At 60.8% G+C, this 13085-nt stretch carries 9 protein-coding genes; all 9 read right to left on the bottom strand.

The annotated features are described in order from the left end of the window. Nucleotides 1-8: 8 nt before the first annotated feature. Complete coding sequence (gene acs / locus ACODSV_RS12260) at nucleotides 9-1946, bottom strand: acetate--CoA ligase (protein ID WP_150054185.1); 1938 nt, start codon at nucleotides 1944-1946, stop codon at nucleotides 9-11. 105 nt (nucleotides 1947-2051) lie between these two features. Continuing rightward, nucleotides 2052-3716: a glucose-6-phosphate isomerase gene (gene pgi / locus ACODSV_RS12265; RefSeq protein WP_024077427.1), complete on the bottom strand. Its 1665-nt coding sequence runs from the start codon at nucleotides 3714-3716 to the stop codon at nucleotides 2052-2054. 224 nt (nucleotides 3717-3940) lie between these two features. Then, a complete protein-coding gene (panC, locus tag ACODSV_RS12270; protein WP_150054186.1) occupies nucleotides 3941-4792 on the bottom strand; it encodes a pantoate--beta-alanine ligase in 852 nt (283 codons plus the stop codon). Continuing rightward, a complete protein-coding gene (gene panB, locus ACODSV_RS12275; RefSeq protein WP_150054187.1) occupies nucleotides 4789-5589 on the bottom strand; it encodes a 3-methyl-2-oxobutanoate hydroxymethyltransferase in 801 nt (266 codons plus the stop codon). The genes panC and panB overlap by 4 nt, the downstream gene beginning before the upstream one ends. Nucleotides 5590-5911: 322 nt before the next feature. Beyond that, nucleotides 5912-6394 (bottom strand): 2-amino-4-hydroxy-6-hydroxymethyldihydropteridine diphosphokinase, encoded by a 483-nt coding sequence (gene folK / locus ACODSV_RS12280; protein ID WP_024077424.1) that lies wholly within the window; start codon nucleotides 6392-6394, stop codon nucleotides 5912-5914. Between the two features lie 2 nt (nucleotides 6395-6396). Further along, nucleotides 6397-7800 carry a polynucleotide adenylyltransferase PcnB gene (locus ACODSV_RS12285; protein ID WP_150055259.1) on the bottom strand — a complete coding sequence of 468 codons (1404 nt, stop codon included), beginning with the start codon at nucleotides 7798-7800 and terminating at the stop codon, nucleotides 6397-6399. A gap of 701 nt (nucleotides 7801-8501) precedes the next feature. After that, the gene (locus tag ACODSV_RS12290; RefSeq protein ID WP_024077422.1) at nucleotides 8502-9941 is read right to left on the bottom strand and encodes a sigma-54-dependent transcriptional regulator; all 1440 of its coding nucleotides are present in this window, start codon (nucleotides 9939-9941) and stop codon (nucleotides 8502-8504) included. Between the two features lie 22 nt (nucleotides 9942-9963). Next, nucleotides 9964-12918, bottom strand: a complete 2955-nt coding sequence (locus ACODSV_RS12295) for a sensor histidine kinase (RefSeq protein WP_024077421.1) — start codon at nucleotides 12916-12918, stop codon at nucleotides 9964-9966. Further along, the gene (locus tag ACODSV_RS12300; RefSeq protein WP_003176118.1) at nucleotides 12902-13078 is read right to left on the bottom strand and encodes a hypothetical protein; all 177 of its coding nucleotides are present in this window, start codon (nucleotides 13076-13078) and stop codon (nucleotides 12902-12904) included. The genes ACODSV_RS12295 and ACODSV_RS12300 overlap by 17 nt, the downstream gene beginning before the upstream one ends. Nucleotides 13079-13085 lie beyond the last annotated feature (7 nt).

The following is a 13085-nucleotide window of genomic DNA, read 5'->3' on the forward strand; positions in this document are numbered from 1 at the left end:
CGGATTTCCTAGCGGTTCAGGCGTTTGTCGATCAAACCGTCGACCACGCTCGGGTCGGCCAGGGTCGATGTATCGCCCAGGCTGTCCAGTTCATTGCAGGCGATCTTACGCAGAATCCGCCGCATGATCTTGCCGGAACGGGTTTTCGGCAGGGCAGGCGCCCATTGGATCAGCTCTGGCTTGGCAAAGCTGCCGATTTCTTTGCTGACCAGGTCCAGCAGGTGCTTTTTCAGCGCATCGCTGGGTTCGACACCATTCATCGGGGTCACAAAGGCATAGATACCTTGGCCTTTGACGTCATGTGGGTAGCCCACCACGGCCGCTTCGGCGACCTGGTCATGCAGCACCAGCGCGCTTTCTACTTCGGCTGTGCCGATGCGGTGGCCGGAGACGTTGATCACGTCGTCGATGCGCCCGGTGATCCAGTAGTCACCGTCTTCATCGCGGCGTGCGCCATCACCGGTGAAGTAATAGCCGGGGTAGGGTTTGAAATAAGTGTCGATCATGCGCTGTGGGTCACCGTAGACACTGCGAATCTGCCCCGGCCAACTGGCCTTGATCGCGAGCACGCCGCTGCCGGCACCGCTGAATGCCTTGCCTTGTTCATCGAGCAGCACGGGTTGTACGCCAAACATCGGCTGGGTGGCACACCCGGGTTTGATCCGCTGGGCGCTGACCAACGGGCTGAGCATGATGCCGCCGGTTTCGGTCTGCCACCAGGTATCCACAATGGGGCAGCGCTGCTCGCCGACTGCATTGAAGTACCAGTCCCAGGCTTCCGGGTTGATCGGTTCCCCGACGCTGCCCAACAGGCGCAGGCTGGCGCGGGAGGTATTCTCAAGCGGGCCATGGCCTTCACGCATCAAGGCGCGCAGCGCGGTTGGCGCGGTGTAGAAGATATTGACCTGGTGCTTGTCGATCACCTGCCAGAAGCGTGAGCTGTCCGGGTAACTCGGCACACCTTCGAACATCAGCGAGGTGGCGCCATTGGCCAACGGGCCATACACGATATAGCTATGACCGGTGACCCAGCCCACATCCGCGGTGCACCAGAACACCTCGCCATCGCGATAATCGAGCACGTACTTGAAGGTCATTGCCGCTTGCAGCAGGTAGCCGCCGGTGGTGTGCAGCACGCCCTTGGGTTTGCCGGTGCTGCCGGAGGTGTAGAGGATAAACAGCGGGGCCTCGGCGTCCATCGGCTCGGGCGGGCAATCATCGCTCGCGGTGTCCAGGGCTTGCCGGTACTTGAGGTCGCGGCCTTCGCTCCAGTTCACGGCAGCCCCGGTACGCTCCACCACCAGTACCGTGCTGACATTCGGGCAATTGGCCAGGGCTTTGTCGACATTCTGTTTCAGTGCCACGGGCTTGCCGCCGCGCACGCCTTCATCGGCGGTGATGACCGTGCGGCAATCGGCGTCGAGAATACGGTCGCGCAGGGCATCCGGCGAGAAACCACCAAACACCACCGAATGCACCGCCCCGATGCGCGTACAGGCCAGCATGGCGTAGGCCGCTTCCGGAATCATGGGCATGTAGATGCACACGCGGTCGCCTTTCTTCACGCCACGGCTTTTCAGCACATTGGCCAGGCGGCAGACGTGTTGATGCAGTTGACGGTAGGTGATCTTGACGGACTTGGTCGGGTCATCGCCTTCCCAGATAAAGGCGGGCTGCTCGGCGCGTTGCGCCAAGTGACGGTCGATGCAGTTATAGCTCACGTTCAGTTGGCCGCCGGCAAACCATTGGGCGGCGCCGGTGTTGATATCGCAGTGCTGGACCGTGTGCCACGGCTTCATCCAGTCGAGAAACGCCTTGGCCTGCTCGGCCCAGAAGGTGTCTGGCTGTTCGATGGATTGGCGATAGAGGCGTTGGTAGTCCTCTTGACTGAGTTGCGCAGCCTGGCGGACGGCATCGGCGCTGGGAAAGGTGCTGATATCGAACATGAGCGCTCCTTATTCTTGTTTTGGCGACAAGTCATAAAGATGCACCCTGTGGGGGGAGGGTTCAAGGCCAACGTCCAAACGGACGTTGACCCTGTCGTACCGGTATCAGCCGCGGTGACGACCGCGGAAATAGTTGATCAGGCCCTGGGTCGAAGCATCTTCGGCGCTGGTTTCTTCGGCACCGGTCAGGCGGTTGTAGACGCCTTTGCCCAGCTCCTTGCCCAGCTCAACGCCCCATTGGTCAAAGGCGTTGATGCCCCAGATCACGCTCTGCACGAACACCTTGTGTTCATACATCGCCACCAGCGCGCCCAAGCGACGGGGGCTAATGCGCTCGACCACCAAGGTGTTGCTCGGACGGTTCCCGGGGATCACCTTGTGCGGGGCCAGCTTCTGCACGTCGTCTTCCGGGATGCCCTTGTCGCGCAGCTCGGCTTCGGCTTCGCTGCGGGTCTTGCCGAGCATCAGCGCCTGGCTCTGGGACAGGCAGTTGGCATACAGCCACTGATGGTGGTCGGACACAGGGTTGAAGCTGACGATCGGCACGATGAAGTCGGCCGGGATCAGTTGGGTCCCTTGGTGCAGCAACTGGTGATAGGCGTGCTGACCGTTGCAGCCGACGCCGCCCCAGATGACGGGGCCGGTATCGGTGGACACGGGCGTGCCGTCCTGGCGCACGCTCTTGCCGTTGGATTCCATGTCCAACTGTTGCAAGTGTTTGGTGATATTGCGCAGGTAATGGTCGTACGGCAGGATCGCATGGCTCTGCGCACCCCAGAAGTTGCCATACCACACGCCGAGCAAGCCCAGCAGCACTGGCATGTTGGCCTCGAACGGCGCGTTCTGGAAATGCTGGTCCATGGTGTAGGCACCGGACAGCAGCTCCTTGAAGTTGGACATGCCGATGGCCAATGCGATTGGCAAGCCGATGGCCGACCACAGCGAGTAGCGACCGCCGACCCAGTCCCACATCGGGAAGATGTTTTCTTCGCGGATACCGAAGGCCACGGCTGCCGCGTTGTTGCTTGATACGGCGATAAAGTGGCGGTACAGCTCCGCTTCCGAGCCACCCTGGGCCAGGTACCAGGCACGGGCGGCCTGGGCGTTCTTCAGGGTTTCCAGGGTGTTGAACGATTTCGACGAGACGATGAACAACGTGGTCTCGGCGCGCAGCTTCATGGTCAGCTCATGGAACTCGCTGCCGTCGATGTTCGCCAGGTAATGGCAGCGCACGCCTTTATGGGCATAGGACAACAGTGCCTCGGAGACCAGCTCCGGGCCGAGGAAGGAGCCGCCGATGCCGATGTTCACCACGTCGGTGATCGGCTTCTCGGTGTAGCCACGCCATAGGCCGTCATGGATGCGGCCAACCAGGTCAGTGATCTGGTTCAGCACCTTGTGCACGTCCGGCATGATGTTCACACCGTTGACCGACAACTTGTCACCCACCGGGCGGCGCAGTGCCGTGTGCAGGGCAGGGCGACCTTCCGAGGAGTTGACCGGCTCGCCAGCGTACAGCGCGTCAATGGCGGCCTTGAGGTCGACTTCCTTGGCCAGCGCCACGAGCAGGTCGCGGGTTTCGCTGGTGATCAGGTTTTTCGAGTAATCGAGGAAAAGTCCGCAGCTGCTCAAGGTGAACTGGGAAAAACGCTGAGGATCGGCATTGAACGCTTCGCGCATGCTGAAATCCTGCATGGCTTGGCGGTGTTGATTGAGCGCTTGCCAGGCGGGCAGAGCGGTAACGTCATGAGGAGTGCGGTAGTACGCCATCGCTGCGGGTTTCCTTTTATTACGGGGACTGCCTTTAGGACATTTCAAAGCCCGGAACGTCCAGTCTTTTATCAAGGGCTGGGTGCCGGACAGCGCTAACCATAGCGCAGGGCGATTACATTAAACCTAGCGTGTCGATATGTCTTGGCTTTGTCTGCGCTGTGGCCGGTACTTTTTTATACCGGCACATCAGGCAGGGTCGCAGGCGGGGTGTCGAGAGGGGGTCAGGCGAGGTTCAGGTGCAGGTTATCGATGAGGCGCGTGGCCCCCAGATAAGCCGCTACCAGGATCACCACGTCGCGATCTTCGGCCGTGGCCGGGCGCAGGTGCACGCCTTGGCGCACTTCGAGGTAATCCAGGCGCAACCCGGCGGCTTCGATCTGCTGGACCTGTTCGGCACGCAGTTTGGCGAAGTCGCGGTCACCGCCTTTGATGGCGGCGGCAATCTGGCTGAGGCTGCGGTACAACACCGGCGCGACCGCGCGTTGGGCTTCGGTGAGGTAGCCGTTGCGCGAGGACAGCGCCAGGCCATCTTCGGCGCGGACGGTAGGCTCGCCGATGATCTGGATCGGCATGTTCAGGTCATGGACCATGGCGCGGATCACGGCCAGTTGCTGATAGTCCTTCTGCCCGAACACAGCCATGTCCGGCTGGACCATGTTGAACAGCTTGCTGACTACCGTGGCCACTCCTTCAAAGTGACCGGGACGGCTGGCACCGCACAGGCCTTCAGACAGTTGCGGGACACTGACGCGGGTCTGGCCGGCCATGCCGTCGGGGTACATTTCCTCGACAGTGGGGGCGAACAGCAGGTTGCAGCCGGCTTGCAGGAGCTTTTCCTGGTCTGCGGCGAGGGTGCGCGGGTACTTGTCGAGGTCTTCGCCGGCGCCGAACTGCAGCGGATTGACGAAGATGCTGGCGACCACGAAGTCCGCCTGCTGGGCGGCCTTGGCCACCAGGGTGGCGTGGCCGCTGTGCAGGTTGCCCATGGTGGGCACGAAGCCGATGCGTTTGCCGGCGTTGCGGGCATGGGCCACGGCGGCCCGCAGTTCACGTATGGTTTTTACCGTGTTCATGCAGAAAACCCGTGTTCGGCACCTGGGAAGGTCACGCCCTTGACTTCAGCGACGTAGGCGCTCAAAGCGGCGTGGATACTGTCCTGGCCAATCATGAAGTTCTTCACGAACTTCGGCACACGGCCAGTCATCGACAGGCCGAGCATGTCGTGCAGCACCAGGACCTGACCGTCGGTGGCGGAACCGGCACCAATGCCGATCACCGGGACTTTAACGGCGTGGGTGATTTCCGCCGCCAATTCGCTGGGAATGCATTCGAGCAGGATCATTGCGGCGCCCGCTTGCTCCAGGGCGATGGCATCGGCACGCATCTGGCGCGCCTGGGCCTCATTACGGCCTTGTACCTTATAGCCACCCAGGATATTCACGGACTGCGGCGTCAGGCCCATGTGTGCGCACACAGGAACACCCCGTTCAGCCAGCAGGCGGATCGATTCGGCGAGCCAGACGGCCCCTTCCACCTTGATCATGTGCGCGCCGGCTTGCATCAGTTTGCCGGCGTTCTGGAAGGTCTGTTCGAGGGTGGCGTAACCCATGAACGGCAGGTCGGCGATGATGAAGGCGCCGTCGTTACCGCGCTTGACGCTGGCGGTGTGGTAGGCGAGCTCATCGGTGGTAACGGGCAGGGTGCTGTCATTCCCTTGAAGAACCATGCCCAGGGAGTCGCCCACCAATAACACTTCGACACCTGCCTGGCAGCTGGCGTGGGCGAAGGTAGCGTCATAGCAGGTCAGCATGGTGATTTTTTCACCTTTGAGCTTGAGGCTCTGCAAGGTGGTCAGGGTAATGTCTGGCATGAAAAGGGTCCTCGTTCAGGCGCTTGGAAACAGCGAGTAACGCGCGTGAGTCTTTGTTTATACAGGCGCACTGTCTTGAAAGCAGTGCTTATATGGCCTGGATTGCGCCCTTTAGCGCCGGGTTGGCGGCAGCGGGACGCCTATAGTCGTGAGGAGGACACGGGAAGTCAATTGGATGTGTTACCGCATTGTTACGACCGCGATGTTACCGCTGTTACTGACGCGATTGCAGGTGCGAGGGTGCTCGTGAAGAACACGCAGGCACCACGTTTAATCAGGGCGTGCGCGTTATCGTTGACGATTTTCGCGAGCAAGCCCGCGCCTACAAGGGTAAGCGTTCCAAGCCGACAAACGGGCAGGCCGCCAGCAGTTTGCTGAGTGTCTGGCCGTCAGGCAGTTGCAGGTCGGCAGGGGCCAGTTCGGCCAAGGGGTACAACACAAACGCGCGCACGTGCATCTGGTAGTGCGGCACCTTGAGGCGTGGTTCGTCGATCAGGCGATCACCAAACAGCAGGATATCCAGGTCAAGCGTGCGCGGCCCCCAACGCTCGAGGCGCTCGCGGCCCTGGTCATTCTCGATGGCTTGCAGTGCGTCAAGCAGGTCCAGCGGTGCAAGGCTGCTGTCCAGGGCCGCAACCGCGTTGGTATAGCGCGGTTGGCCCGGGAGTAGGGAATCACTTTGATAGAAGGAGGACACACCGACGAGGCGGGTGCCGGGCAATTGTGCCAGCGCCTCGATAGCGCTGCGCAATTGCTGATCCGGGGCGGCCAGGTTGCTGCCCATGCCGATGTAGATGCGTTCCACGTTTATTCGCCCGCGGCGCCCGAGGCATCGGCGGCGCTGCGTTTACGCTTGGTGCCGCTGCGACGACGCTTCTTGGGCCCCTCGCTGGCGCCTTCGCCTTTGCTGCCGAGCTCACGAATCATCTCGCGGCGTTCGCTGTCATTGGCGTCCTGGTAGTCGGTCCACCATTCGCCCAGGCCGTCGGTCTGCTCGCCAGCGCTTTCACGCAGCAGCAGGAAGTCGTAGCCAGCGCGGAAGCGCGGGTTGTCCAGCAACAGGTCGGCACGCTTGCCGCTGCGGCGGGGCAGGCGCTCCTGCATATCCCAGATTTCGCGGATCGGCATGGTGAAACGTTTTGGGATAGCGATGCGCTGGCATTGCTCGGTGATCAGTTCGTGAGCGGCTTCCTGCATGGCTGGAATCGGCGGCATGCCACGTTCTTGCAGGCGCAGTACGCGTTTTGGCAGGGCTGGCCACAGCAGGGCAGCAAACAGGAACGCCGGGGTTACCGGTTTGTTCTGTTTGATGCGCAGATCGGTATTGATCAACGCTTCGCTGATCAATGTGTGGGTATACGTCGGGTTGTATTCCAGGGCCTCGGCGCTGGCCGGGAACAAGGGGTCGAACAACTGCAGGTCGACGAGCATTTCGAAGGTGTCGGCGGCGTAGCCCGAGAGGAACAGCTTGAGCACTTCTTCGAACAGGCGCGCCGAGGGAATCTCCTGCAGCATGGGGGCCAGTTCACGAATCGGCGCAGCGGTGTGTCGCTCGATACCGAAGTTCAGCTTGGCCGCAAAGCGCACGGCCCGCAGCATACGAACCGGGTCCTCCTGGTAGCGCTGCACCGGGTCGCCGATCAGGCGGACCAGGTTGTTACGGATGTCGTGTACGCCGTTGGCGTAATCAAGAATGCGCTCACTGACCGGGTCGTAATAGAGGGCGTTGATGGTGAAGTCGCGACGCTGCGCGTCTTCTTCCAAGGTGCCATAGACGTTGTCGCGCAGGATGCGCCCGCTCTCGTTGCGGGAAGACTGATTGGCGTCCTCCTCTTCATCGTTTTGCGGATGGCCTGCACGGAAGGTCGCGACCTCGATGATTTCGCGACCAAAGTGGATGTGCACCAACTTGAAACGGCGGCCGATGATGCGCGCATTGCGAAACTCGGCGCGCACTTGCTCTGGCGTGGCACTGGTGGCGACGTCGAAATCCTTGGGCGTGATGTTGAGCAACATGTCGCGTACGCACCCGCCCACCAGATAAGCCTGGTAGCCGGCGTTCTGCAAACGTTCGACGATGTTCACTGCATAACGGCTGAACTGAGCGCGTTGCAGCGAATGTTGGCTGCTGTTGAGCACTTCAGGCGTGCTGCGTTTGTGTTGCGTACGACGCAAGGGAGAACGGAATGACTGGAACAACTTCTTCAGCATGGGATGCACTGTTTGAAGGAATGTTCGGCCATAACGAAGAATGACCGCATGATGGGCGGGGATTCTAGCATTTAGTCAGGGGATGGTGTAGGAACAAGCTACAGGCCTTGCGCCATAAGCCTTGAAAATGCCAAATGCCAGAAACTACAAGGGGAGCCGAAGCTCCCCCAGAAGTAGTTGCGTGCTCTATTTTTATTATTGATTTCGGGCTTCTTGTTTTTGTTGATCGCCCTCGCCATGAAGCTTCACCTTCATGACACTCCCAATCGGGAGTCAAGAGCAAACGGATTGCTTTGGTCGCTGTGTTGCTGATCTACGATCCAACCAGTTCAGGCTCTGCCTTAGGGCAGTTTTTGTTGTTCTCGGCCTGGTTGCGGGGCAAGCCCCAATGCAACGCCTCTCCAAAAGAATCAGTTAGCTGCGCCTCCGCCGTGTTGTTTTTATTGTGCGTGAGTCGATTCGTCTTATTTTTATTGTCTTGTACAAAGCTTGTTATTGTTTTTGTACTAAGCATATAGCAGGGTGCGTGCCAACTTTTGCACCGACCAGCAAAACCGGGGGGTTGAGCTGATTTTTGATTTCTGCGGGCAAAAAAAAGCCGGGGCTTCGTTACCGTAAGCCCCGGCTTTTGTTACGCAAAAAATCCGCGGTAACAGTTTTTTCACATCTGAGGGTGTTACCTGTGGGCGCGCACCCTCAACTCAACTCTCGCTGGCTACGCCGGTCTTGCGCCGTGGAATGCCCAGGCGCTGGCGCCGTTCCCACAGGCACTTGCGGCTTACGCCCAATTTGCGGGCCAGTTCGGTCTCGGTCATGTGGTCCTGATGCTCCAGGACAAAGTGCTGGAAGTAATCTTCCAGTGACAAATCTTCAGTCGGCTCATGGCTGGTATTGCCACCGCCGCCCTGTTGCGGGGCCAGGCCAATGAAGTCGTCATCGTCCAGATCGCTCAGTTCGATGTCGATGCCCAGCAGCTCGGCGGAAATTTCCGGGCTCTCCGACAGGATCACCGCACGCTCAACCGCATTTTCCAGCTCACGTACGTTGCCCGGCCACGAGTAATGACGGATTGCTTGCTCGGCGTCCGGGGCAAACTTCAGGTCCGTACGGTTGATGCGCGCGCTCTGGCGTAGCAGGAACGCATTGGCGATCTCGTTGACGTCGGCACCACGCTCACGCAGCGGCGGCAGCTTGAGAGCGATGACGTGCAGGCGGTAATACAAGTCTTCGCGGAACTGGCCGATCTTGGCCAGGCTCTTCAGGTCGCGGTGGGTTGCCGCGATCAGGCGCACGTCGACCTTCTGCGACTGTACCGAGCCGACGCGGCGGATTTCGCCTTCCTGTAGCACGCGCAGTAAACGCGCCTGGGCTTCCAGGGGCAGTTCGCCGATTTCGTCGAGGAACAGTGTGCCGCCGTCCGCCGCTTCCACCAGGCCCGCACGCCCGGCGCTGGCGCCCGTGAAGGCGCCTTTCTCGTGGCCGAACAGTTCGGATTCGATCAGCGATTCGGGGATCGCTGCGCAGTTCACCGAAATCATCGGTGCCTTGGCGCGCTTGGAGAGGTTGTGCAGGGCGCGGGCCACCAGTTCCTTACCGGTACCCGACTCCCCCTGGATCAAAACATTGGAGTCGGTAGGCGCCACTTTGCGGATCTTGCTGTACAGGTCCTGCATCGGTGGGCAGGAGCCGATGATGCCGATCTCGCCATTGCTGTTATCGATGCCTGGCTTGTCGGCACCGCCGCCGGCCTTGCCGGTGGGGCGCTGTTCGGTCGGTGCGCTGCTGGCCGACTGCCGGTCACGCAGGATGCGCGCCACGGCCTGGAGCATCTCATCATGGTCGAAAGGCTTGGCGATGTAGTCCACCGCGCCCATTTTCATGGAATCCACTGCCGAGCGCAGGCTGGCATAGCTGGTCATGATCAGCACCGGGGTGCCCTGGCCAAGCTTGATCAGCTCTGTACCGGGCGCGCCGGGCAGGCGCAGGTCGCTGACAATCAGGTCGAACGTTGGAATGCTGAACCGCTCTTGGGCTTCCTGCACCGAGCCGGCTTCGCTGACTTGGTACTGATTACGTTCAAGCAGGCGACGCAAGGCAGAGCGGATAATGGTTTCGTCTTCGACGATCAAAATGTGCGGCATTGATTCAATTCTCTCGACGGTCTCAGTTCACAGCGGACGTCGCTTCGACATGACGCGGCAAGGTCACCCGAATACGGGTGCCGCGTTGGCTTTCGGTGTCAGCCGGGCTGTCGATGGTGATTTGTCCATAATGCTCTTCAACGATGGAATAGACCAGTGCAAGGCCCAGACCGGTACCTTCACCTGGGTCCTTGGTGGTGAAGAAGGGTTCGAACAATCGGTCCATGATGTTCTGTGGAATGCCGCTGCCTTCGTCCTCCACGATCAGGTCGACCGTGTGCTCGAAAGCCTCGCTCTTGACGCGTACCGCACTGTGGGGAGGGGACGCATCGCGGGCGTTGGACAGTAGATTGATCAACACCTGCGCCAGGCGCTGGGAGTCACCGTCAACCCAGTGGTCCGGGTCGCACAAATTGAAGAACTGTACTTCGAAATTACGCCGGTTCAACGCCAGCAGCCCAATGGCATCCTGCGCCACTTCGGCCAGGCACACCGCCTCGTCCTGGTTCTGGTGGGCGCCGGCATGGGCAAAGCTCATCAGCGACTGCACGATGCGCGATACGCGCTTGGTCTGTTCGAGGATTTGCCCGCTGATCTCGATGATTTCACCGTCTTCTTCGCGCTCTTCCCGCAGGTTCTGCGCGAGGCATGCGATACCGGTAATCGGGTTGCCGATTTCATGGGCAACGCCCGCAGCCAGGCGGCCAATGCTAGCCAGGCGCTCGGAGTGCACCAGCTTGTCTTCGAGCATCTGGGTGTCGGTCAAGTCTTCCACCAGCAGCACCAGGCCACTATTGCCGGGGGCCAGGGGTTCGTCGATGGCGGCTTTGTGCAGGTTGAGCCAGCGGGTCTGGCCGTCGAGGGCCAGGTGCTGTTTGTGCAGGTGCTCGTCGGGCAGGTTGATAAACCCCTGCAGCAGTTCTTTCCACGGATCACCCAGGGTATTGAGGCGCGAACCTACTACACGTTGTGCGGCGATACCGGTGAGTTCTTCCATGGCCTTGTTCCACATCAGGATCTCTTGGTCCTTGGCCAGGGAGCAGACGCCCATGGGCAGTTCCTGCAGGGTCTGGCGGTGGTAGCGGCGCAGGGCATCGAGTTCGGCGGCAAGGCCGGTGAGGCGTGAGTGGTAATCCTCCAGCCGGCTCTCGATGAAATGGATGTCTTCGGTGACGTAGTTTTCGCCACCCGCCTTGTAGGGCAGGAAGGTTTCCACCATGTCCTGGGATACGCTGGGCCCCATCAACCCGGACAGGTTGGCCTCGATGCGATCGCGCAGTCGGCGCAGGGCATAGGGGCGCCGCTCGTCGAACGGCAGGTAAAGATCGCGCAGCGCCTGTTCGACCTCCTTCTGCGCGGCCTTGGCCCCCAGCGGTTTGGCCAGTTGTGTGGCGAACTCCTGGGGCGAAGCCGCATGCAGCTCGCGGCGTTGCGGGCGCCGCACATTGTCCACCGCGCAGGCCTCGGCGGCGCTGGTTTCTTCCGGGCTGGCGTTGGTGAACAGCGAGATCAGGGTGAACATCAATACGTTGGCGGCCAGCGAGGCAATCGCCGCCATGTGCCAGCTGGTGTCATCCAGCACGTAGATCATGTTCAGCAGCGGGATGTAGAAACCCTGCAAGTTGCCGACCAGCGGTAGCAGCATGGTGACGAGCCATACCAGGATCCCCGCCAGCAGCCCGGCGATAAACCCACGGCGATTGGCGGTCGGCCAGTACAGCACCGACAACACGCCCGGCAAGAACTGCAAGGTGGCCACAAACGCGACGATGCCGAGATTGGCCAGGTCCTGCCCCGCACCCAGCAGCAGGTAGAAACCGTAACCGGCCATGATGATCGCGACGATCAGTGCGCGGCGTGTCCATTTCAGCCAGCGGTAGATATTGCCTTCTGCGGGGGGCTGGTACAGCGGTAGCACCAGGTGGTTCAGCGCCATGCCGGAGAGTGCCAGCGTCGTGACGATGATCAGCCCGCTGGCTGCCGATAAGCCGCCGACATAGGCCAGCAGCGCCAGGGCCGGGCTGTTGGCGGCGATGCCGATACCGAGGGTGAAATACTCAGGGTTGGTAGTGGCCCCCAGCTTCAGGCCAGCCCACAGGATCAGCGGCACGGCCAGGCTCATCAACAGCAGGAACAGTGGCAAACCCCAGCTGGCGCTGACCAGCGAACGCGGGTTGAGGTTCTCGGTGAAGGTCATGTGATACATGTGCGGCATCACGATCGCCGAGGCGAAGAACACCAGCAATAGCGTGCGCCACGGGCCTTCCTGCAAGGGCGTGTGCAGGGCGGCGAGAGCGGTCTGGTTTTGCAGCAGCCACAGTTCCAGCTGTTGCGGGCCGTCGAATACGCCGTAGAGCGCGTAGAGGCCAACGCCGCCGATGGCGATCAGCTTGATCACCGACTCGAAGGCGATCGCAAATACCAGGCCTTCGTGTTTCTCGCGCGTGGCGATATGGCGTGAGCCGAAGAAAATCGTGAACAGGGTGATCAACGCGCAGAACGCCAAGGCGACGCGATGTTGCACCGGCTCGCGAGTGAGGATGCTGATGGAGTCGGCCACTGCCTGCATCTGCAGGGCCAATAGGGGCAACACGCCGATCAGCATGAAAATGGTGGTCAGTGCGCCGGCCCAGGTACTGCGAAAGCGGAAGGCGAAGAGATCGGCCAGGGATGACAACTGGTAGGTGCGGGTGATCTTCAGGATCGGGTACAGCAGCACCGGCGCCAGCAGAAATGCCCCGGACACCCCGAGGTAGCTGGAGAGGAAGCCATAGCCGTACTGATAGGCCAGGCCCACGGTGCCATAGAACGCCCAGGCGCTGGCGTAGACGCCCAAGGACAAGGTGTAGGTCAATGGATGGCGAATGATCGCCCGCGGAATCATTCCGCGCTCACTGATCCAGGCCACTGCGAACAAGGCAGCCAGGTAGGCGGCGCTGATCAGCAGCATCTGGGTGAGGCTAAAGCTCATCGGCATCTTTTTGGCTCTGCAGGATAAAGGTCACGACGATCAGGATCAGCCACAGTAGATAAGGCCGATACCAGGCGCCCGTGGCGTCGATCCACCAATCCATGATGGCGGGGGAAAACAGGTAGATCCCGACGACCAGCAGCAGGACCAATCGATAGATGTACATGTTGGCC

This window comes from Pseudomonas sp. FG86 (assembly GCF_057808775.1).